General features: G+C 66.1%; 21 protein-coding genes and 1 pseudogene. 9 read left to right on the top strand and 13 right to left on the bottom strand.

Annotated elements, in window-relative coordinates; genetic code table 11:
* Positions 1–516: 516 nt before the first annotated feature.
* The 3 genes from OHA40_RS32760 (at position 517) to OHA40_RS32770 (ending at position 3287) form a co-directional block, all read left to right on the top strand.
* Positions 517–1458, top strand: coding sequence for a carbon-nitrogen hydrolase family protein (locus tag OHA40_RS32760; RefSeq protein WP_330230665.1), 942 nt, complete (start codon positions 517–519; stop codon positions 1456–1458).
* Between the two features lie 39 nt (positions 1459–1497).
* On the top strand, positions 1498–2697 hold the full coding sequence (locus tag OHA40_RS32765; RefSeq protein ID WP_330230666.1) for a lipase family protein: 1200 nt from the start codon (positions 1498–1500) through the stop codon (positions 2695–2697).
* 194 nt (positions 2698–2891) lie between these two features.
* Positions 2892–3287, top strand: a complete 396-nt coding sequence (locus tag OHA40_RS32770) for a hypothetical protein (RefSeq protein ID WP_442943867.1) — start codon at positions 2892–2894, stop codon at positions 3285–3287.
* Between the two features lie 139 nt (positions 3288–3426).
* Here OHA40_RS32770 and OHA40_RS32775 read toward each other — a convergent pair whose 3' ends face one another.
* A complete protein-coding gene (locus OHA40_RS32775) occupies positions 3427–5100 on the bottom strand; it encodes a cutinase family protein (protein ID WP_330230667.1) in 1674 nt (557 codons plus the stop codon).
* Positions 5101–5436: 336 nt separating this feature from the next.
* On the opposite strand from OHA40_RS32775, the gene OHA40_RS32780 reads away from it, so the two are divergent.
* Together OHA40_RS32780 and OHA40_RS32785 are read left to right on the top strand one after the other, a co-directional pair.
* Positions 5437–6792 (top strand): MFS transporter, encoded by a 1356-nt coding sequence (locus OHA40_RS32780; RefSeq protein ID WP_330230668.1) that lies wholly within the window; start codon positions 5437–5439, stop codon positions 6790–6792.
* Positions 6793–6932: 140 nt separating this feature from the next.
* Positions 6933–7553: a TetR/AcrR family transcriptional regulator gene (locus OHA40_RS32785; protein ID WP_330230669.1), complete on the top strand. Its 621-nt coding sequence runs from the start codon at positions 6933–6935 to the stop codon at positions 7551–7553.
* 84 nt (positions 7554–7637) lie between these two features.
* Here OHA40_RS32785 and OHA40_RS32790 read toward each other — a convergent pair whose 3' ends face one another.
* From OHA40_RS32790 to OHA40_RS32800, 3 genes are all read right to left on the bottom strand, one after another.
* Positions 7638–8639 carry an NADP-dependent oxidoreductase gene (locus OHA40_RS32790; RefSeq protein ID WP_330230670.1) on the bottom strand — a complete coding sequence of 334 codons (1002 nt, stop codon included), beginning with the start codon at positions 8637–8639 and terminating at the stop codon, positions 7638–7640.
* A 119-nt stretch (positions 8640–8758) separates the two neighbouring features.
* Positions 8759–9982, bottom strand: coding sequence for an acyl-CoA dehydrogenase family protein (locus tag OHA40_RS32795; RefSeq protein WP_330230671.1), 1224 nt, complete (start codon positions 9980–9982; stop codon positions 8759–8761).
* A gap of 287 nt (positions 9983–10269) precedes the next feature.
* The gene (locus OHA40_RS32800; protein WP_330230672.1) at positions 10270–10710 is read right to left on the bottom strand and encodes a MarR family winged helix-turn-helix transcriptional regulator; all 441 of its coding nucleotides are present in this window, start codon (positions 10708–10710) and stop codon (positions 10270–10272) included.
* A gap of 66 nt (positions 10711–10776) precedes the next feature.
* Between OHA40_RS32800 and OHA40_RS32805 the strand changes: the two genes are divergently transcribed.
* Positions 10777–11151, top strand: a complete 375-nt coding sequence (locus tag OHA40_RS32805) for a cupin domain-containing protein (RefSeq protein WP_330230673.1) — start codon at positions 10777–10779, stop codon at positions 11149–11151.
* Positions 11152–11225: 74 nt separating this feature from the next.
* Here the strand turns inward: OHA40_RS32805 and OHA40_RS32810 are convergent, their stop codons facing one another.
* The 8 genes and pseudogenes from OHA40_RS32810 to OHA40_RS32845 form a co-directional block, all read right to left on the bottom strand.
* A complete protein-coding gene (locus OHA40_RS32810; RefSeq protein ID WP_330230674.1) occupies positions 11226–11678 on the bottom strand; it encodes a MaoC family dehydratase in 453 nt (150 codons plus the stop codon).
* A 20-nt stretch (positions 11679–11698) separates the two neighbouring features.
* Entirely contained in the window at positions 11699–12460 is a 762-nt protein-coding gene (gene fabG, locus OHA40_RS32815) for a 3-oxoacyl-ACP reductase FabG (RefSeq protein ID WP_330230675.1), read from the bottom strand.
* Between the two features lie 42 nt (positions 12461–12502).
* Positions 12503–13486, bottom strand: a complete 984-nt coding sequence (locus OHA40_RS32820; protein WP_330234464.1) for an NADPH:quinone oxidoreductase family protein — start codon at positions 13484–13486, stop codon at positions 12503–12505.
* A gap of 10 nt (positions 13487–13496) precedes the next feature.
* The gene (locus tag OHA40_RS32825; RefSeq protein ID WP_330230676.1) at positions 13497–14249 is read right to left on the bottom strand and encodes an SDR family oxidoreductase; all 753 of its coding nucleotides are present in this window, start codon (positions 14247–14249) and stop codon (positions 13497–13499) included.
* Positions 14250–14618: 369 nt separating this feature from the next.
* Entirely contained in the window at positions 14619–15299 is a 681-nt protein-coding gene (locus tag OHA40_RS32830; protein WP_330230677.1) for a TetR/AcrR family transcriptional regulator, read from the bottom strand.
* A gap of 312 nt (positions 15300–15611) precedes the next feature.
* The gene (locus OHA40_RS32835) at positions 15612–16310 is read right to left on the bottom strand and encodes a hypothetical protein (RefSeq protein ID WP_330234465.1); all 699 of its coding nucleotides are present in this window, start codon (positions 16308–16310) and stop codon (positions 15612–15614) included.
* Positions 16311–16496: 186 nt separating this feature from the next.
* Positions 16497–16715, bottom strand: a pseudogene (locus tag OHA40_RS32840) (alpha/beta fold hydrolase); the annotation flags it as partial.
* 422 nt (positions 16716–17137) lie between these two features.
* Positions 17138–18082, bottom strand: a complete 945-nt coding sequence (locus OHA40_RS32845) for a serine/threonine-protein kinase (protein ID WP_330230678.1) — start codon at positions 18080–18082, stop codon at positions 17138–17140.
* A 412-nt stretch (positions 18083–18494) separates the two neighbouring features.
* On the opposite strand from OHA40_RS32845, the gene OHA40_RS32850 reads away from it, so the two are divergent.
* Positions 18495–19370, top strand: coding sequence for a BTAD domain-containing putative transcriptional regulator (locus OHA40_RS32850; RefSeq protein WP_330230679.1), 876 nt, complete (start codon positions 18495–18497; stop codon positions 19368–19370).
* 132 nt (positions 19371–19502) lie between these two features.
* Positions 19503–19832 carry a peptidoglycan-binding domain-containing protein gene (locus OHA40_RS34850; RefSeq protein ID WP_442943868.1) on the top strand — a complete coding sequence of 110 codons (330 nt, stop codon included), beginning with the start codon at positions 19503–19505 and terminating at the stop codon, positions 19830–19832.
* 152 nt (positions 19833–19984) lie between these two features.
* Here OHA40_RS34850 and OHA40_RS32860 read toward each other — a convergent pair whose 3' ends face one another.
* Positions 19985–21160 (bottom strand): DUF3089 domain-containing protein, encoded by a 1176-nt coding sequence (locus OHA40_RS32860; RefSeq protein ID WP_330230680.1) that lies wholly within the window; start codon positions 21158–21160, stop codon positions 19985–19987.
* Between the two features lie 522 nt (positions 21161–21682).
* Here OHA40_RS32860 and OHA40_RS32865 point away from each other — a divergent pair.
* A complete protein-coding gene (locus OHA40_RS32865) occupies positions 21683–22288 on the top strand; it encodes a cysteine dioxygenase (protein WP_330230681.1) in 606 nt (201 codons plus the stop codon).
* Positions 22289–22392: the final 104 nt, after the last annotated feature.

A 22392-nucleotide genomic window follows, 5' to 3' on the forward strand; every position in this document is an offset into this window, starting at 1 on the left:
ATCGCTCGTCGAGCTGGAGGTTGTCTGTGCCCCAGCCAGGTCGATCGCGAGCACGAAAGTCAACAGAGCAAGAATCCGGCTCCGCACGCGACGTCAGCCGGGCACCGACAGCACCGCAGTAGCGAAAAGGGTTTCAGGGGCTATTGAGATCGACCACGCGCATGGACCGGCCATAGGTCGACGACCATGTCCCCCTCCACCACGTGCAGCAGGCCGTTACGATCCGTGGGATCGCAGTCCGGGGGTACCAACTCGAGGTGGGTCCCGAGAGCAGGCCGGTCCAGGCTGTCGGTCACCGGCAAACCCTGTTCATCGCCGTACCAGACATAGCGACCGACGTCGCCGAGCGGGACATCGGCGTCGGTGGCGAAGGCTTTCGATCCGCACCCCGGGCGCCTTCCGGTCGATCTGGAAACCAGCACTCGATGCGATCAGAGCAGCGCCACGGGGGCGTGATGGCCGCGGTGTGCGGGTAAGAACCGCAGGATGCCGCCGATTCTGCAGTAGCGTTTACTCATGGTGAGAGCAGCCGCCGTGCAGCTGGTCGCGGTACCCGGCGATATTTCGGCGAATCTGGCCGCGTGCGAGCGACTTGCCGATGAAGCGGGCCGGGCCGGTGCGAAGATCATCGCCCTGCCCGAGTTCTTCTCCACCGGGATCGGCTTCCTGGATCAGCTGGCCGATGCGGCGTTGCCGTTCGACGGTGCTGCGACCGCGCTGCTGTGCCGAGTTGCGCGCCGCTTCGAGGCGCTGGTCGGCGGGTCGTTTCTGTGCCGCGACGGCGACGGGCAGGTCCGCAATGCCTATCTGCTCGCCGATGCGACCGGTGTCCTCGGGCGGCACGACAAGGATCTGCCGACGATGTGGGAGAACGCCTTCTACATCGGCGGCCACGACGACGGGGTGCTGACCGCCGGTGCGTACCGGATCGGGGCTGCCGTCTGCTGGGAGCTGATGCGCACTCGAACAGTGCGCAGGCTGCGCGGTCGAGTGGATCTGGTCATGACGGGATCCGGATGGTGGTCGGTGCCGAAGTGGCTGCCGCACAGCGTGTTCGCTCGCCTCGAGCGGCGCAATGCCGCAACCGCGCGCAATGCCGCGGCTACCTTCTCCCGCTATGTGGGTGCACCGGTGGTGCATGCAGGCCATGCTGGTGAGCTGGCCTGTCCGATGCCGTGGCTACCCGTCTCGTATCGCGGGCACTTCGAGGGCGCGACCATGATCGTCGATGCGGACGGAACCGTGCTTGCCGAACGCCGCCGCGAGGACGGCGAGGGGATCGTGCAGGCCGAGATCGAACCGGGTTCTCGCAGGCCGGAACTTGTTGCGCCCGAACGGTTCTGGCTGCATCGACGTGGCGTCGTCCCCACCGCTGCTTGGCATTACCAGCGGTGGCACGGTCGGCGCTGGTACCGCGCGAACGTGGTCATAGACTCCACCACATCGCGGGCGCGATGATGGAGTCGAACCGATAGATGAGCATCGGGAGGATCGACTATGCACGGTCCGAGGCGTTGTCTGGTCGCGGTCGTCGCCCTATTGGGTGCCGTCGCCGGATGCGAGAGCCCCGAGCGCGGGCTGCCGCCGAGCCGGGGCGAGATCGTGTCCAGCACTGCCCTGGTAAGTCTGCCTGCGGAACAAACGGCGGCGCTGTTGGCCGACGGTGGGATCGCTACTCCCGTCCGCAACGGTGTCGACGCCTTCCGCGTCGACTACCGGACGATCACCCCACAAGGCGAACCGACCACCGCCACCGGGTTGGTGGTGCTGCCCCGCAGCGAGTCTCGTCGACTGCGGGTGGTCGCCTATGAGCACGGGACCATGGTGCTGAAGCGCGACGCGCCATCGGTCGATACCCGCAACCTGCCCGACCGGCTGCGTGCGGTGATGTTCGCGGCCGTGGGCTACGCGGCGGTCGCTCCGGACTACTTGGGACTCGGGAACGGCCCGGGCCTGCATCCCTATACCCATGCTCCCTCCGAGGTCAGCGCGTCTGCCGACCTGCTACGCGCCGCTGCTTCGTTGGCCGCGCAACATCGCCGCGAACTGGACCCGAACGTGCTGGTGACCGGCTTCTCCCAAGGCGGCCACGCCGCGATGGCGCTGGGTAAGGCGTTACAAGCCGGAGCGGTCCCGGACTTCGGGGTCGCCGCACTCGCCCCGGTCAGCGGCCCCTACGACCTGAAGTTCGTCCAGGCGCCCGCCGCGCTCGACGGGCGCGTCACGCCGGGCGCGGCGGTCCTGTTTCTCGCCTACTGGATCACCTCGATGGACCGGATTCACGACCTCTACCGCAATCCGGCCGAAGCCTTCCAGCAGCCCTACGCCGACAAGGTGGAGCAGCTGTTCGACGGCACCCACAATGAGATCACCATCGTGACCTCACTGGCGCTCACCCCGCCGCAGCTGCTGACGCCGCGCTTCCTCTCATTGGCCGCCGACCCGACCGGCGCCGGTGCGAGGGCGCTCGCCGATAGTGACGGCACCTGTGACTGGACTCCCCGCGTGCCCGTCCGCCTCTACGCCGCCACCGGCGACCGCGCCGTCCCCTACACCAATGCCGAGCATTGCCTCCAGGCCCTGCGCAGCGGCAACGCGACGCTGCACAACCTGGGCGACCTGGATCACTCCGGCACTGCCCGGGTCGCCCTTGCCGAGATTCTCGCCTGGTTCCAACAACAGTTCACGCCCAGCTGACCGCCGTTGCCGCCACATCAGCGCGGCCACACCGGCAACGATCAAGACCGAGCCCACCGGCCACGATCAGCACCGGACCCACCGGCCGCGGGCTTCCAGCTCGGCACCCGCACCTCGAATGCAATCCAGCACATCGACATGCTCAGCGATCTCCGCCACCCGCAGCAGGCGATCGGCGGTCGGCGGTCACCCGGTTGCCGTTCGCCACCGACCAGCTGCACGTAACGGTTCACTACGACGAACCGCTACCCCGAGTGCACGATCCGGCCTGGAATGCCTTCTGGCGCATCGACCCCCGGCTCGACGGCCACAGAGCGCCCGACGGTCCTCTCGTCATGTCCGTCGAGGACAAATTCGAACTCATCGCAGCCGGGCAGGCAGTGGCGATCGTGCCCACCGGAGGGCACACCAAAACCCTTCGCCCCGACCTGACTACCGTTCCGCTCGAAGACGTGGAGCCGGGCCACGTCGTGGTGGCGACCCGCGCCGACGACAACAGCCGCCTGGTCGCGGATTTCCGGAAATGCGCTCGAGCTCACCTCGGTTCAGCCCGGCCGAACGCGCGCCCGCCGCACCGCGCTGACGACTGACCGCGGCGAGGTGCGCCTTCGTCGATGTCCGTCGGGCCTGCGCCGATCTCGCCGCAGACGCCCCGGACGCGCTGCGAGGCGCGGATCGCGGGACGCGCCTGGCAACTATCATCGCGGGCCGATGGAACCGACGCGACCGTTAATTCGATGTCCTCGGGCCGGCGCTGGTCGTGGTCGGCGCCGGGGATCCCGTTGTCGTGGTAGTGGGATCTGTGGTCTTGGTGGGTGCCGCGGCCGAAGATGAGGCCGGTGGGGTCGTCACCTGCGGTGTGGCCGAGGCACTCGGGGTCTCGGACGCCGGTGCCGAAGTCGTCGGCACCGGGCTCGCCGTCGTGCTGCTGACATCGGTCTTCGCGGGGGCAGTAGTGGTCGCTGACGCGGCCGTGCTCTTGGCCGGTTCACTCGTCGGCGCCGCGGAGGACGTCGCCACCGCCTTGTACACGGCGGCGAGATCCGCCGATTCCGGCTTGGCGGTCGTGTCGACGGGCTTACCCGCCTGCGCCTGCTTCGCCAGGTGCGTGAGCCAGGCAGCCGCGTACTCGGCGGAGGTCAGCGGCTTGCCGTCGGCAGGATCGGCGTCACGCCAGTAGTCGAAGTGGTGACCGGTGTGGTTCGGCCCCAGCGTTTGCTGGTACGGGTCGCTCATGATCACCGGGATCGTGTTCTGGTTCGTCACGATGAGACCGATGATCTCGTTCAGCACCTTCTGCGGCAGGTAGGCCAGCGGCGACATCTCGTTCGTGGCGATCGACTCCGCCTTCGCCGGGGCTTTCGGCGTCTCACCCGGCCTGTATGCCGGATCCGACACCCTCAGCAGGACCTGGAGAAACGTCTCGTCGCTTTGCATCCAGTTCGGCTGCGACTGAATGTCCGCGAACGCCGCGAACGCGATACGACTGAGGACAACAGCGACGTCCTGCCCTGTCGCCGGTGTGAGCCCGTCTTTTTCGAGCGCGTCGACGTTCAACTGCCGGCCCACGTTGACCACCAACTGCAGCAGTGAGATGTTCTCCGGCGCCGCGCAGGTGAGATCGCCGTCGGAGCAGAACGACGCGATCTTGCCGTTCAGCGCACCGAAGTCGCCACTGGTTCCCGGCAGCGCACCCTGACCGGGCACCGGCTTCGCGCCGTTCTGATATTGCTGATCGAAGCCGTCGGGATTGCCGAACGGGTCCTTCGAACCGGGGAATGGCCCGTCTCCCGCCGAGCGCCCCGAGTCGGCCAGGATGACGACACCGACGACATCGGCCGGATCGACGATCCCGTATGCACCGTCCCCGTCGGTCTCCTGATGTCCGATCTCCATCGCGACGCGGCGGACGACGTCGGCGCCCTCGCTGTACCCGACGATCGAGAACTTGGTGTCGGGACATGCCCTCGAGATCTCCCGCATCACCTGTTCGGTATTCGCGACACCGGCGGTGACGGCGTCTTCGTAGGTGGCCATGTTCGCCGGGTACGCAATGTAGACAGCGGCATACGAGCCGGGATCGACTGCGCCGGCCGGCGCGTTGACGACCGGATCGACCCACTCGCTGCTGTGGTCGCCGGACAGCGCGGCGGGCAATGCCTGACCGTTGGCATCGACAAGCAGCTTGGTGGTGCCCGCGACAGGAGTGTCGCCGCGGCCGGCCACCGAGATGGTCACCATGTCGTGGCACTCCGTGACGGATGCCTTGAGCTGCGTATCCTCGGTGTGCGGCGCCGATGTCAGTGCCCATGAGGCGGCGACGACAGCCGTCACCCCCAGCACTGCCGGCGCGACAACGGCCGAAGCGATGCGATGCCGCGCAATGAACTCGCGAAAAGCCACGTCCTGATCCCCATTCGATCTCCAATAAAAAAGGACGAACAGGCCCCCCGACGAAGCCATGCGTCACCAAGGAGGTCGTAGCTGGGGATGCGAGCGTTACCGGCCCGGATCTCGGACTGCCACGGCGGCCCCATCCCACGTGGTCGATGCGCCGATTCCGGGCGCTCAGCCGGTCACTGGCGCGGTTCGGGAACCTGACCGGGATGGCTCCTGTGCTCCGGGGCAGTCGGCGATGCGTGCGCGCAGCAGTTGAATTCGAAGTCAACTTCAAGTAACGTGCCGCCCACTGACCGTGACCAGCGTCACATCAGGTTCGTTCTCGAATTGGAGATAGGTATGACTCCGAACACAGATTCCGGCAGACCGGATCAAAAGAAATTACGGCGACTCATGGCCGCTGCCCTGATCGGCAGTTCGATCGAATGGTACGACTTTTTCATCTACGGAACGGCTGCTGCCCTGGTATTCGGCAAGCTGTTCTTTCCCGATTCGTCGCCACTGATGGGTACGTTGCTGTCCTTCAGCACGTTCTGGGCGGGCTTCGTCGCCCGGCCCCTGGGCGGACTGCTGTTCGGACACATCGGCGACACTTTCGGCCGTAAGCCGGCACTGGTCTCCTGCCTGATCCTTGTCGCGGTATCCACCTGCGCGATCGGTATGCTGCCGACCGCTCAATCGGCCGGGGTTGCCGCGCCGATTCTGCTGGTTACATTGCGGTTCCTCCAGGGCATCGCCGTCGGCGGCCAGTGGGGCGGGGTGACCCTGCTTCTCACGGAAACCACCAAGCCCAACCGCAGAGGCCAAGCGGGCACCTTCGGCCAGATGGGCGTACCGTTCGGCCTGCTGCTCGGCACGGGTGCTTTTCTTCTGGTCGGCGCACTCGTCAAAGGGGCCGACTTCCTGGCCTGGGGTTGGCGCATCCCTTTCCTGTCCAGCGCCGTGCTGTTTCTTGTGGTGCTGTTCATTCAACTCCGCATCGAGGACTCCCCTGAATTCCGTCGGCTCCAAACCCGTGCCGACGAAGCCTCGACGGCGATCGCGCAGGCCCCGATTCTCGAAGTGCTGCGGAAGCACCGGAAGCAGGTGCTGCTCGGCGCAGGCCTGCTGTTCGGAACGAACGCCATGTTCTACATCAGCGTTGCGGGTGTGCTCGACTATGGTGTCCGGGAACTCGGACTGGAGCGTAATAGCGTGTTGGCGGTCTCCCTGATCTCCTCCGCGATCAGCGTGCCGGTCATCTATCTTGCCGGCTCGCTGTCCGACCGCATGGGTCGCCGCCCGTTGATGCTGACCGGCGCAGCGATCATGGCGCTTTGGGCATTCCCCTACTTCTGGCTGGTGGACACAGGCTCGCTCACCGGGATCCTGGTCGCGTCCGTAGTTGGCACAGGCATCGGCTCCGGCCTGGTGTATGGCCCGCTAGCGGCGTATCTTGCCGAACTGTTCGAGCCCCGGGTTCGCTACTCGGGCATAACGCTGGCCTACCAGTTGGCCGCGATCCTGGTCAGTGGTGGCACCCCATTCCTGATGACCGCGCTGCTCGCAGCGACAGAATCGACCGCGGCGGTCTCCGCTTTCCTTATGATCATGGCGCTGTGCACTCTCGGCAGCGCCTGGGCGCTGCCGGAAACCGTTGCGCCCAAGCAGTCCGCGACGATTGGCGGGCAGGTCTCCGCATCCGTCCAGCCCTGACCGATCTCGTCTGAGCCGGTAATCGCTACTCCAGAAGCTGTCGGCGTTCAGGGCTCCGCGCCCTGGACGCCGAGGGCGGTGGGTGTGACCGATTGACGCGGGCCACCGACCGCCAGGCACGCAGGTGAGAGACTATCCGGGTGACCGATGCCGAGGACCGCCCACGAGCGAACGAAACCCGCTCTCGACTACTCGACGCTGCCGCGATCGCCTTCGCGCAACGAGGCTTCCACGGGTCGACAACGCGCGATATCACTTCTATCGCAGGTTTGAGCACCGCGGCCATCTACGTGCACCATCGTTCCAAGGAAGAACTGCTCTATCAGATCTCGAAGACCGGGCATCAGGCCACGCTGGATCTGGTGCGTACCGCCATCGGCTCGGCCGAGGACCCCACCGATCAATTGATCGCGGTCATGCATGACTTCGCTGAACACCATGCCAAGGCTCATGTCATCGCTCGCGTGGTGAACTACGAACTCGCCGCCCTCGACGCGCCGCATCAGCAGGAGATCAAGGATCTCCGCCGCGACATTCACGACGAGCTCCGCAGCCTGATCGCAGATGGCGTCGAGACCGGCGTATTCAACACACCGGATCCGCATATGGCCGCTACCGCTCTTCTGTCGCTCGGTGTCGACATCGCTCGCTGGTATCACGAGGACGGCTCGTGGTCTCCCGAGGACATCGCCGACTTCTACGCGGACCTCGCGCTGCGCATCGTCGGCGCACGCCGTCCGAGTGGCACCACTTCCCCCTGAGACGGGTCCCGGCCTACGTGCTGCCGCTCACCGGATCCACATCGGCGGGCAAACGGGCGTCACAGGATCCCACGAGCAGCCTCGTCACAGAGCGAGTACGAGCTTTCCTTTGTTCGCTCCCGTGAACAGCATGTCGAGCGTCTCGCCGAACTGCGCGACCCCACCCTCGACGATGTGCTCCATGCTCTTGATACGGCCCGCGGACACCCACTCCGAGATCTCGCTGATCGCCTCACCGTAGCGGTCGGCGTAGTCGAACACCACGAACCCCGTCATTGATGCCCGATAGACCAGCAGGGACATGTAGCGGGAAGGTCCCGGCGGCAGCTTCTCCTCGTTGTACGCCGATATCGCACCGCAGATCACCACCCGGGCGCCGCGCCGGAGATTGGCGAGCGCGGCATCCAGGATTTCCCCGCCCACATTGTCGAAGTACACATCGATCCCGTCGGGCGCAACCTCTCGAAGCCGTCGGAGGACGTTCTCGTTCCGGTAGTCGATCGCCGCATCGAACCCGAGCTCTTCGGTCAGCACACGGCATTTGTCCTCGCCGCCCGCAATGCCGATGACCTTCGCTCCCTTTGCCTTTGCGATCTGGCCTGCGACGCTGCCGACCGCCCCGGCGGCCGCGGACACCACGACGGTGTCACCGGCGCGCAACTTGCCGACCTCGAGCAGTCCGAAATACGCTGTCATTCCAGGCATTCCGAGTGTGCCGAGCCAGGTCGGCCCCGCCGCAATGCCGAGATCGACCCGCTGTACATTCCGGCCGTCACTGATTGCGTACTCGGTCACTCCGAACGTGCCGCTCACGGTGTCCCCGACGGCGAAATCCGGGTGCGAGGACTCGACGACCGTCGCGATGTCCAGTGACCGCATGACCTCTCCGATACCCACCGGCGGTACATATGAACGCACATCGTTCAACCAGCCACGCATAGCCGGGTCCAGCGAGATGTAGTCGACCTTCACCAGAATCTGACCGGCCGTGATGGCGGGAAGTTCCTCGGTCGTCACATTCCAGGTATCGGCCTCGAGCTTCCCGGAGGGCCTTTTGGCAAGGCGCACCTGCTGGGTCTTCGTCACGTGTTTTCCTCTCCTGCAAGTCGATGTGCTGTCGATCCCGGCGCATTGCCTGCCGAGGATTTCCGATCAGAGCGCGCCGAGTTCCGGGTCGCCGACGGGTGATGGGTCGATGCCGGTAGTTACGCGCTCCGACCCCAAGCGGGGTCCCGGCGGCGCAACTCCATCTGCGCGATCGTTCGCTTGTGGACCTCGTCGGGACCATCGGCCAGACGCAAAGTCCGCTGGAGGGCATACATGTTCGCCAGCGGGAAGTCGTCGGAGACACCACCGCCGCCGTGAACCTGGATAGCCCGGTCGATCACCTTCAGGGCGACTTGCGGCGCCGCCACCTTGATCGCCGCAATCTCGATGCGCGCGTTGCGATTTCCGACGGTGTCCATCAGATACGCCGCCTTCAGAGTCAGCAGGCGGACCATCTCGAGCTCGATGCGCGACTCGGCGATCCAGTCCTGAATATTGGCGCGGTTGGCTACCGGCTCACCGAAAGTCGTTCGTGCCTGCGCTCGATCGATCATCAGATCCAGCGCGCGTTCGGCCATTCCGATAGACCGCATGCAATGGTGGATCCGGCCGGGCCCGAGCCGAGCCTGGCTGATCATGAACCCGTCACCCTCGCCGGCCAGCAGTGCCGTTCGTGGCACCCGGACATTCTCGAATACGACCTCGGCGTGCCCTTCCCTATCCTGGTACCCGAAGACCGGCAGATTGCGCAGGACGGTAACCCCTGGCGTGTCGATCGGGACGACCATCATGCTCTGCTGGCGATGCGGGGGCGCCGCGGGATCGGTCTTGCCCATCACGATGAGCACCTTGCAGTTCTTGTGCATGGCGTTGGAAGTCCACCATTTTCGGCCGTTGAGGACGTATTCGTCGCCGTCGCGCTCCATCCGCAATTGTATGTTGGTGGCGTCGGAACTGGCGACTTCCGGCTCGGTCATCGCGAACGCCGACGCGATCGTGCCGTCCAGTAGCGGCTGGAGCCACGTCTGCTTGTGTTCGGCCGTGCCGAAAAGGGTGAGGACTTCCATATTGCCGGTGTCCGGGGCATTACAGTTGGTGGCTTCGGGAGCCAGATGCACACTGCGGCCCATGATTTCGGCCAGCGGCGCGTACTCCAGATTGGTCAGGCCGGGCCCCCATTCCGGATGCGGGTGAAACAGATTCCACAGACCGCGTTTCCTCGCCTCGGTCTTGAGCTGCTCCAGGATGGGCGGGTGGAAATGCGGATCACCCGACTCCTCCATCTGTGCCTCGTAGACCGGCTCGGCGGGGTAGACATGCTCGTCCATGAAGGCGAGCAGTTCCTCCTGGTATTTGCGGGCTGTATCGGAAAACTCGAACATCGAACTCCTCGTGATCGGCGGTGAGTTCCGCACCGCTGCGGCGATGACGTCGCGGATAACCTCGCGCTGTCCGGGGGATGGTTCGGTGTCGGTCTGCCTGCAAGTTCCAGCCGATGGCGCGTTTCAGGATCTTTCCGGTGACGCCCTTCGGCAGCTGACCCACGACAATCGAACCGGCGGCGCTGACTATCCGAGCCCTCCTCGTGGCTTATCCGGCATGGCTTCAGTCCGCACAATAATTGAATCTGGCGTCAATTTCAACTTCGTTGATTCCTGTTGCCTCCTGCTCACCAGGCGGGGCGGATCGGTCCCTGTGGCGCGATCTGGACCAAATCGGCGACGAGCTCCCTGAAGCGTGCCTCGCCCAGCGCCTCTCGCCAGGGCGCGACGGCAGCCCGAGCCGCCTGATCGGCGGCGCGGGTGGCGGCCCAGCCCTCCTCGGTCAGCTCCAGGAGCCTGGCGCGGGCATCGTGTGGATGCGGTCGACGCAGCACATATCCCTTGCGGACCAGTTCCTTGACCAGTTGGGCGGCGGCCTGCTTCGTCACCCCCAAATGTTCGGCGAGGTCGGCCGTGGTGGCGCCGCCGAAGGAGATGCGGGCGAAGGCGAACCCGTGGGCCGGACGCAGGCCCTCGAATCCCTGCTCTGAGACCCGATCGTGGATCTCCTGCACCAACTGTCCCGAGAGTGCGAGCACGAGCGCGGAGAAGGCCAAGGCGTCGTCCATGGCTTGACTGTAGCTGGTCAATCTGCTTGTCTATATAGACAAGCAGATTGACCATATGGAGTATGCATGTCTTTCATCCGCAGTACCGAGGCCGTCGTTCACGAGATCCACGGCGCCCGCTTCACGTCCTACGTCAGCCCGGCCACCGGCAGCCGGGACCTCGCAGCCTGGCGCACCGAAGTCCCGGCGGGAACCGCGGGGCTGGCGCACGTGATCAGTCACGAAGAAGCGTTCTATGTCCTCTCCGGTCGACTGCGGTTCACCATCGACGGCGAGGCCGCCGAACTCGGAGCCGGTGACGCGGCGGTGGCTCCAGCAGGCTCCGCGCTAGCGGTGGCCAATCCGACCGACGAGCCGGCACACATGTGGGTGACTACACGTGTCGGCCTCAGTGCCGAGCTCGCCGACGGCAGTACCCTCACGCCGCCTTGGGCCAACTAGTCGATTCCCCCGGCCATGCCGCCAGGCGGTTCAGGTCGGGACCAGGTCAATCCGCGGAGTCCCGCACGCGGGTGTCAGGGCACCAGCACCGCCACGGAGTCAGCCACGCAGGCGGGCTTGTTCGAGCCTTCGATCTCGATCGTCACGCGCGAGACCGCCCGCCAGCCCGAGGCGCCTGCGGTTACCGAGAGGAACTCGACCCCCGCCCGGATCCTGGATCCGACCAGAACCGGTGCGGGGAACCGCACTTTGTCCGTGCCATAGTTGACGGCCATGGACAGGCCCTGCACGGTATAGACCTGCTGGGTCAGCATCGGCACCAGGGACAGCGTGAGGAACCCGTGCGCGACGGTCGTGCCGAAGGGTCCCGCGGCCGCCTTCTCCGGGTCGACGTGAATCCACTGGTGATCGCCGGTCGCTTCCGCGAACTGATCGACCTGCTCTTGCGTGATCGTGTGCCAATCGCTGAATCCGAGGTGGGTACCGACCGCGGACTCCAGCTCGGTCGGGCCGTGGAATATCTGCACCGTTTCTGCTCCTTCCCGCGTCAATTCCGAGGTCCGCCGGCGACGTAGATCACCTGGCCGGAAACGAATCCCGCACCTTCGCTCACCAGGAACGAGACGGCGTGGGCGATGTCGTCAGGGGTGCCGGTTCGGGCCACCGGAGTCTGCGCCGCGATCGCTTTCGTGAAGTCGTCGAAGGGGATGCCCATGCGCTCGGCGGTCGCGGCGGTCATCTCCGTCTCGATGAAGCCAGGGGCGATGGCGTTCGCGGTGACCCCGTACTTGCCGAGTTCGATCGCGAGGGTCTTGGTGAATCCCTGCAATCCGGCCTTGGCCGCTGCGTAGTTCGCTTGACCGCGGTTGCCCAGCGCCGATGTGCTGGAGAGGTTGACGATGCGGCCCCACTTCTGGTCGATCATGTGTGTTTGCGCGGCGCGGGAGAGGAGAAACGAACCGCGCAGGTGCACGTTCATGACGGCGTCCCAGTCGCCGGTGGTCATCTTGAACAGCAGGTTGTCGCGGGTGATCCCGGCGTTGTTGACCAGCACGGTCGGGGGGCCGAGTTCGGTGACGACACGGTCGACGCACTGTGTCACCGCGGCTTCGTCGGCAACATCGGCACCGACCGCGAGCGCGCGTCCACCCGCCGACTCGATCTGGTCAGCGATTGCCTTACCGGCACTTTCGTCGAGATCGAGCACCGCCACTGCCATGCCGTCGCTCGCGAGGCGTCGGGCCACGGCGGCTCCGATGCCTCGCCCCGCGCCGGTGACGATGGCGATCCGCTGGGTCTCGTTGTTCATCTGGTGCTCCTCAGCAAGGGGTGTTTTCAGGGAGAAGGACACTCACGCCGCGTAGACCACGCGGCCGACGGTCTTGCCGTCCGCGAGTCGCTGTACTCCGTCGGCGACCTGTTCCAGTTGCAGTCGTTCGCTCACCAATGGCCGAATCAGCCCCTCGGCGGCGAGCGTGCTCAGCGCGCTGTGGCATTCGGACACCGAAGCGGCGTCGTAGGTGTTGTAGAGGCCCCAATGCAGGCCGACGATCGAATAGTTCTTGACCAGGGCGTGGTTCAGTGCCGCCTGCTGGATGTCGCCGCCCGCGAAACCGACGACCAAGATCCGGCCTTCGAAAGCGATGCATTTCGTGGACCGCTGATAGACATCACCGCCGACCGGGTCGTAGATCACGTCGGCGCCGCGGCCGTTCGTGAGGTCTTTCACTACTTCGACGAAGTCCTCCCGATGACGGTCGATAACCACGTCGGCGCCCAATTCTTTGGCATAGGAAGCCTTCTCGGCCCCACCGACGACACCGATCACCTGGGCGCCCGCGGCCTTGCCGAGCTGAACAGCGGCACTGCCGACTCCACCCGCCGCGGCGTGTACCAGCAGTGTTTCTCCCGCTTTCAGTCCGGCTCGCCGATGCAATCCGAACCATCCGGTCTGATATCCGATATACAACGCCGCCGCTTCGGCATCGTTCATCGACTGTGGTGCCGGAAACGACTGAGTCGCATCCATGATCGCGAATTCGGCGAATCCCCCGTGCGGCAGAACGGTGCCGCCGAGTACACGTTCGCCGATCGAGACCTCGGTCACCTCGGATCCCACCGCGACGACTACGCCGCACAGTTCGACACCGGGCGTGAATGGCAAAGACGGTTTGACCTGGTAATGGCCGCGGCACATCAGCACATCGGGAAAGTTGGCGGCGGTGCCGGTAACCCGTACCAGGATTTGCCGTGGGCCGGGTTCCGGGCGCTCTACGTCTTCGAGCCGCAGGACGGCACTCGGCTCGCCCAGCTCGTGTACCCGCCACGCCTTCATGCGCACCATGTCACACCCCGCCGGTCAGGGTGAGCCCACCGTCTACCACCAGCAGCTGGCCGGTCAGCCAGCTCGCATCCGCGGAGAGCAGGAATGCGACGACGCTACCGATATCCTCGGGTACGCCCAGCCGATTGAGCGGGTACGCCGCAGCGACTTCGTCTTCCCTGCCCTCGTAAAGCGCGCTGGCGAACTTGGTCTTCACGACAGCGGGCGCGACGGCGTTGACTCGCACACCGGGGCCGAGTTCGACGGCGAGTTCCTGCGTGATGTGGATGAGCATCGCCTTGCTCGAGCCGTAGAACCCGATGCCGGGGGCGGGTTTGACGCCTGCCACCGACGCGACGTTCACGACCGCGCCGCCGTGTTCCTTCATCCACCCGTGGTAGGCCTGTTGCACCCAGGACAGCGCGGCCAGGCAGTTGACCTCGACTATCTTGCGAGCGGCATCGAGCGGCAGCTCGACCATCGGGCCGAAGACCGGGTTGATGCCGGTGTTGTTGACCAGGAGGTCGGCGCTGCCGAAGACGTCGATCGCGCGCTTGACGGTCTCGGCCTGATGGTCGACATCGTCGGCGCGGCCGGCAACCGCCAGCGCCCGGTCCGGGCCGCCGAGCGCTTCGACGGCTGCGTCGAGGGCCTCCTGCTTGCGTGCGGTGATCACGACGTTCGCGCCGTCCTCGACCAGTCGCTGCGCGATGCCCAGCCCGATGCCCCGGCTGGCGCCGGTGACGATCGCGGTTTTGCCTTCGAACCTCTTCATGGGTGATTTCTTTCCGATGGCCCAAACTGCCACTCTTGTGGAGCTTACTAAGCGCTTGCTTAGCTTCGGACACCATGCTGGATGGCCCGGATAGCGGTCAAGGCCACTGCCGATTCCGTTCATATGACGTGAGTCACATCAATGGAATGCCGCCTCTGCGGCGTGCCACCAATGCAGCGCGGATCCAACCCCGGCCGCGAGTCGGACGCTCACTACCGGCCGGCGATGTAGATCGCGCTCAATCGGCACGACGACGTTCGCGCTTACCGAATGCGCTGGTCGATACACTCGCCGAAACGGGCCGAGTGCTCGCCAGGGTTGCCCGCTGTTCATTCGCGAGCGAAATAGGTGGCAGCGGAAGCGATTCGGTCAGCTAGCCGACTCGTCGATTTTCAGTGCGTTGGTCCACAGGCGCGTAGCTGTTCGAACGAGATCGTCGAGCGAAGCCTCTTCCTCGAGGGCGAACGCGTAGTACGCCATCCGGCCGACCATGCCAGACAGCGCACGTGACGCGGCCTGGGGATCGAGTTCGCGGTCGGCGAGGCCCTGTTCCTGGAGATCCCTGATGGATCGAGCGTTGCGGTCGGAGAAGGCACGTGCGCGGCGTCGGCGCATTTCGCGAAACTTCGGATCGATCGCTGCTACCTGGTCGAGGATCAGCATCAACTTCGCGTTTCGCTTGTATGCCTCGAAGTAGGCGCGGTTGCTCGCCTCGATCACCGCCACCGGAGATGCCTCCTCGGCGCCCAGACGCGGCATCCCCGGATGCAGCATGTCGTCCTGGGAGACTTCGAGGACCGCCTGGAGAATCTCTTCCTTACTCGAGAAATACGTATAGAAACTACCCGTGGAGCATTTCGCCTCGACCGTGATATCCGAGAGCCGTGCGTCGAGGTAGCCGTCGCGTTCGAACACCACTCGGGCCGCGGCCACCAGCGCCGCCCGCGTTCGTAAACCGCGGGCCGTAAGAGGGGGTTCCCGGAGGGCGGAAGTATCGGCCAGCGAGGGGATCTCCCCTACTGCCGCTTCGTCGTCGGCCGTTCTGGCCATCAACCACCCTCCCTGCTCTGCCCTGGATTCTCTCAGTGATCGTCGCATACCGGTAGTCGGTCTGTACTCAGCTCCGACCCGCCCGGCGACCCATCGGATCGAGACAACCTCAATCGCTCGAACATAGATTCGTAACCGCGAAGCTAGTCGAATTTGAACCCGCCTTCAAGTCGCTGCGGGACCTCTGCCTTGTTCATGGCTCTTCCAGTCCGCGTCGCAGCCCAACTTCCAAGACCCGGGCCCTGCCCAGCCGGGGTTGGAATCCGACTGGGCAGAGATCGCGTCACGGGATGGGTGACGTGCGAGGTAGCGTCACTTCGCCGGGGATGGCATCGGCTGATTGATCGTCGTGAAATACTGGACAGCCGCCATGATCGCGACGGGAGCGGTGATGAGAAGCTGGCCCGCCAACGTCCCCAGCGCACCGAGGGCGAGGATTCCCCCCACACATCCGATGGCGGCGGCTGGAAGGAAGGCCCCGAACAAGCCGATGATCGCCGCGGAAGCGACGGTCGCCCCGGCGATCCCGCCCAGCACGCAACCGACCGCCGCGCCGCCGATGCCGCCGACAGCGGTGCCGATCGTCGCTCCCATGAGGATTGTGGAGGACAATCGTGCCCAGGCGGCTTGTTCCCGGTCGTACTGGGTCTTCCAGGGAGCCTGGTCTTCGTAGGGCAGGGCGACCGGCTTGTAGGCCGCGTGCTCGAGGTCGAACCGCGGCGTCAACGTAGCAGTGCGGTCGCGGATATCGGCGGCGATCGGGAAGACGAAATCATCTACCCGGAAGGACAATTCCGAACCAGCCATGACAACGCCGTTGGGCGCCTTGATCATCAGGGTGCCATCTTCGACGGCAAGCGAGCCGGTCTCGACGTCGATCATCGTCGATCGCTCTCCGACCGATACCTTGTACCCGACAGCCCCAGGATCGGCCGGTGCGGCGGACGCCGTTCCTGCCGTCACGCCGAGTGCCGACACCAGCAGCGTCGCAGCTGCAATCGTCTTCCTCATCTTTTTCCTTCTTCTCTGTGCCTCGAACCTCACGTTCGAGAAATCTCGAATACGCGGCGGTGCAGTCGATTCGGTCGATTCCTGAATGGAGTCGAGGAACTCCCCCAGCGCATCGTCGACTACCTCGGGTCGCTCCTGCTGAGTCCAATGACCGGCGCCCGCCACCTCGCAGATCCCCGAGAACTGACCGCCGTAACCGCGCATACCCGGGGCGATAACGCGATACCCGGCATCCGCAAGCGCGAAAACCTGGTGCGGCCATGAGAACGCGAGTTCGGGAAACCCGTGGCAGAGAACTACGACCGGTCCCTTTACGTGTTCGACGATCCGTAGTTCGATCCCGTTCGTCGCGATGCGCCGGGAACCGAGCGCTTCCCACGCTGCCGGATCGACCTTCATCCGCATGTCCCCCTCGGTTCGAGAGCGCGGAAGGTGAACCGGGCGGTCTCCGGCGAGCGGCAAGCCCAAGGGAGGCCGAGCGGCAGACCGAGACCGGCCGCGATCAGTGAGGCCATGCGGTTCCCCTTTGGCGTGAGGTCATGGCTCGGATGGGGCTCCGACCAGGTCGGGCGGACCACCCAAGGAGCGGTGATTGAAACTGAACTCAACATCAAATTGTGATCTACGTCAAGTCCTCGAGTCCGAAATCGCGTCAATTACGGTGCTACCGCGCCAAGCGCCACCACTCACGGGCCGACGGGGTCGCGGCGGTAGGTACGGGCGGTCGGATCCGCGGCACGTCGCTCCTGCGCACCCGGGTTGGACGCCTCCGGGTTGTGCATTCGTGAGTTATTCACGCGTCGGATCGGAATCCGGGTTCGTCCCTGCTACAGCGGCCCGATCCTGGTGCAGGCGGCGAATTCGCCGTCGCTGTCACGGAATTGCGGCCACTGCATGACACCGGAAGTCTGCGGACCGAAGACGCCGTCCTGATCGATCCGGTGCAGATCCTGCACGTAGAGGACGGCCAGGCCGGTCGCGGAGCTGTAGATACCGTCTACCGAGGGAAGTTCGCGGTGGTAGCAGCGGCGCAATGCATCCTGCAGCGCACGCACCCCTTCGATGGGTGCGGCGGTCCGATCCGCCGATCCCGTTGGATGGGAGTCGGCAAAGGACAGCAGACAACGCCGCCCGCCATCGGAGGTACTCGGCACTACCGCGTGGTAGCCGTCGCCGGTCGGCACCGCGGTGGTGAAATGGCAGCGCTGGGCCAAGGCGACCGCGCGCTGCTCTGGCGGTGCGTACGCGTCGGTGCGGCTGGCCGTCCCGGTGACGGTGGCGTCCACATCCCGCGCGATGCCGAAGTCGCCGACCAGCACCCGGTCTACGCCACCTTCGCCAGGGGCGAGGAAGATATTGGCGGGCTTGATATCTCGATGAACGACACCGCGCGCATGGGCGAAGTCGAGCGCCTTCGCGACCTCGGTGAGGATGTGCAACGCACGGTCCGGTGCGATGCCCCTGCGATGCCCGGCCACCACCTGAGCGAGATCGCCGCCCGGGACATACTGCATCGACATCCAGAGGGCGCCATCCGCCTCCCCGTAGTCCTTGATGTCCACGATGTTCGGGTGTTCGAGCTGCGCGGCCATCCGTGCCTCGTTGATGAATCCCGCGGTGTCGTGGGTCTCGGCGAGTACCTTGAGTGCGACCTGTTTCGGCAGGTTGGGATGCGTCGCGAGATAGACCGTGCCCATACCGCCGGACCCGAGCTTCTTCTCGATCACATACCCCGCGAGCGCTGTACCGGTCGTCAGTTCCGCAGCGGACACTCCGATATCCTCCTCAGCGACTCCCCCGGCGAGAATAGCGCCGTGAAGCCGGTCGGGCAGGGCCGATTCGCGCACTCGAGTAGGCGGGCGGCACCGCGTATCCTGTACGCATTCGCCACGACTGCCGCGCCGAGTCCGCCTCGCGTGCAATCTCTTTGGGAGGATAGGCAGTGGAATCCGCGCACGGCCAAGGGCTTCCGCTCGACGCGCGCGTGCTGGGGCCGGTGCAACTGCTCGTCGGCGGACACCCGATCGACCTCTCCGGGACCAAGGTGCGCGCCCTGCTCGCCGTCCTCGTCATCAATCGCGGCAATCCGGTGACGAAGGGAAACTCGTCGAAGCACTGTGGGACGACGAGCCGAGCGGGTCGGTCAACAACCTGTACGTCTACGTCTCGAATCTGCGCACCGCCTTGCGCGGCGCGGGAGCCGACGGACTGCTGCGATCGGTGACCGGCGGCTGCTACCAGCTCGACATCGGTGATGACGAGTGCGACCTGGGTCGGTTCGAGCGCGCTCTCGCCCGCGGGGTCGAGTCGAGGAACGCCGACGATCTCGAGGGCGCATCGCGGCGTTTCGCGGCCGCGCTGGCCGAGTGGAGCGGCGACGCGGTCGCCGACCTGCACGAGTTCCGGTTCGCGGCGAACTTCGCGGTGAAGATGAGCGAGCTGCAGCGCTGCACCGTCGCCGATCGGATCGAGGCGGACATCGCCTGCGGTCGCGCCGCCGGGGCGATCGGCGAATTGACCGCGCTCACTGCCGACTACCCGCTGGACGAGCAGCTCTGGCGGCTGCTGATCACCGCCCTGTACCGGACCGGTCGTCAGACCGACGCGCTGGCCGCCTGCCTGCGCATCCGCCGGAACCTGCGGCAGGAGCATGGCGTCGATCCCGATCCGCAGACCGTGGCGCTGGAGGACGCGGTGCGCAACCAGCAGGTGCTCCCCGATGGCACCTCCGCGCAGCGCGCCACGATGCGAGACGCGCCCGGTGTGCGGCGACAGGCCTGGCTGCGTGGCGCCGGCGGCATGCCGATCCCCATCCCGGCCGCGGGACTGTGCATCGGCCGCGGGCCGGGCAACGACGTGGTCATCGACGACGACAACCGGGTCAGCCGCAAGCACGCGCGCATCCTGCACCGTGACGAGGGTGTGTTCATCCGGGACCGCGACTCGGCGAACGGCGTCTACGTCAACGACATCCTCATCGGGGCCGATACGGCCCTGCACGACGGCGATCTCATCCGCCTCGGTTCCACCACGCTGCGATTCGAGGCGCGCGGCGACTGACCCACCGCCGCAAGTATTTCCAGCACGATCGAGCGCTGAAGAAAGCCTCCAGAAACCTCGAAGACGCGGCCCATACCTTGCTGATCAGGGAGCAAACAGCTCACCGTTCGCACACCTCGACAGGAGAAACCGATGGCTCTTCGTCGCTTCATCGCCGCCGCCACCCTCACCACCGCCGTGCTGGCCGCCGCAGCCGGGCCCGCCGTTGCCGAACCCGCCTCCCCCGGCGCTGATCCTGCCTCCCGCAGCGCGGGCTGCGCGTACACCAGCGCGCAGCCGACCATCCAGCGCGGCAGCACCGGTGACGCGGTCCGCCAGGCACAGTGCCTGCTCGGCGTCACGGTGGACGGCGTTTTCGGGTCGGAGACCGAGACCGCCGTGGTGCACGTCCAAAGTGCGTTCGGCCTGAAGGTGGACGGCATCGTCGGCCCGCAGACCTGGGCCGCGCTGTACGCCCTCTGAGCACCGCTCCGGCCGGCCGGCTCGTCTCCGGCATCGCCGCGGGGACGAGCTTGGCGGCCGCAGTTCAGCAGTGGGTGCCTGCTCGGCAGGCAGGTCGTTTCACACGGCCGGTCGCCGCGGTACGGTCGGCTCGAGCAGTGCAGCAGGCGAACTCAGCGGTGCGCTGCGTGATGGGCGCGGGTTTGGGACGCCACGATACGCACCAGCGCGCCCAGCGCGATCTCCACATCGACGAGGTGCAGACCCCACGTCGCGTTCGGAACCGGGTACAACCCGGGGCTGCCCGCTTCCGGGGTCGCCATCAGCACGTTCGCGTCGCCGCTACGGACGCACTGGAGCCGGTAGGTTTCCGCGGGGACCAGCCATGGGGTGGGAGCGGCAACGGCGGACGGTCCATGGCGCAGCGCCAGCTCGACGCCGAGCGGGCTGGGCACCGGGTTCGCGCGCAGCACAGTGTCCGCGGTGCGGGGTTCATTGCGGTCCAGTGAGGACGGGTTGGTGCAAGCCACCTCGTAGTCCGGGCCGTACGGCCGAGGCAGCTCCTCCGGGGTCATCGGGTTGCGGCCGAATCGGCTGTCCGGAGGCGGGATCGCGCCGAAGGTCTGCCAGGCGAGGACGCACCGTGTCTGCTGCTCGGCGCGACACAGCGGGAGATAGTGGAAGTCGCCGCCGACGTCACCGTTCTTCGGCACCACCACATTGCCACCGAGCAGGATCGCGGACAGGATCCGATCACGCACGGCCGACTGCGGTTCGATCTCCTCCCTGATCAGCTGGCGCAGCATGCGCGCACCCTGGGAATGCCCGATCAGCACCACCGGCCTGCCGCGGTCGCGCTCGGCGGAGTAACTCCGCCACGCCTGCAACACGTCCTGGTACGCGATCCGCGCCATCTCGGCACGCTGCTCGGGGGTGTACGCCCTCTCCGCGACCAGCGCCGGGACAGTCCGTTGTCGATACACCGGCGCGTACACCTGACACACTTGGGAAAAACGCGCCGCCTGCTGTTGGGCAACCGCTCGCAACTCCGGCGTCACCTCGGTATCGGAGTTGGGTGTCGGCTCCAACGACGCCGTCGGATACACATAGAAGCAGTCCACTCCCGTGTCGCCCGCTGACGTCGGCTTCTCCTGCACATCCGGCTGCCCCGTCCGCCGCACCGTCGTCGCCGAACCAGCGCGGCACGGATCATCGGCCCGGTCCGGCCTGCACAACCACATAACGCCCGCGTCGCCCACCGGATTCGCCGCGCTCACCGGCGACCCCGCCAGCACCCCGATTCCGCACGCCGCGACCGCAATTGCCCGCCGCCACCGACTGTCTCGCATCCCGCACCCCTTAGTGCTGTCGTGCCCGGATATCAGCGCTGACCATGCCACACCGCGGATGCTCGTTCGGGCGCCTTCGACGGCGTCAGCCTAGCGACGATTTGCCAAGTCCGGACGCTATCGCCGTACGGCTACCCCACTATCGATGCCCGCGTCGCCGGGCGCGCCCATTCGACCGGGCCGTCGTAGCCGCCGGGACTCCCGGTCGGCAGCAGTTCCGGCGCGAAGATTTCATGCGTGAGCACCGAAGGTGGTTACCCCCGCCTCCGGGATCTGGCCTCCCACTGTGGCGCCTCGCGCGTAGTGACCGATGAGTTCGCGGTGGGCGAGGAGTCCCTGGGCACCTTCACCGGAGTGACCTGTGGCAGCTGCGTCCGACGGCCGGTCGAATTTTGTTCGCGCTGATTCTGTTCGGTGGCATGCGCAGGTCGACGGCGGATAATCCAAGCGGCGCGACGTTGGGGCGCGCCACGCGCGGCAGGTACCAACCGGGTTGTTCGTACGATCACGTCAGGAGCACATGTGACCAGTTCCCTCGCGGTGAATCTCAAGCACGCCCGGGATATCCATCCCGACATCGACGTGCCGCTGGTTCAGGAGGCGATCCACCCGGAGCGGACACTGTGGACACCCACTGAACTACACCACCTGACCAGCGAGGTGGCCGCGGAACTAGCGACGCCGCTGCTGGATATCGCACGGTTCTCCGCCGAGCAGCGCTGGTGGACTCGGCTCGCGCTGACCATGGGTGTCGAGCTGTGGCTGCTGTCGTGGGCTCCGGGGCAGGGCACGGAACCGCACGACCACGGCGGCGCGGCCGGTGCCTTCACCGTCTCGATCGGCCAGCTCAGCGAGGAGTATCTGTACGTTGGCGGTCCGGTCCGGACAGCGGAATGGCAGGTGGGCGACACGGTCGCATTCGGACCCGAGCGGGCGCACCGGCTCCGCAATCGCAGTGCTCGCCCCGCGGCCTCGGTCCATGCGTATTCGCCACCGCTGCGGCCGGTACGCGAGTACCGCAGGCTGACGGATTTCGCGGGCGTAATGAGCGAGCGCAGCGAGCGAACAGAAGACGCAGCCGAGCACTCGCTCGTGCCGGGGCCGAGCGCTAGCGAGGCGCAGGCATGAGCGAGCGCAGCGAGCGAACAGAAGACGCAGCCGAGCACTCGCTCGTGCCGGGGCCGAGCGCTAGCGAGGCGCAGGCATGAGCGAGCGCAGCGAGCGAACAGAAG

The sequence above is a fragment of the Nocardia sp. NBC_00508 genome (assembly GCF_036346875.1).
Taxonomy (GTDB): Bacteria; Actinomycetota; Actinomycetes; order Mycobacteriales; family Mycobacteriaceae; genus Nocardia.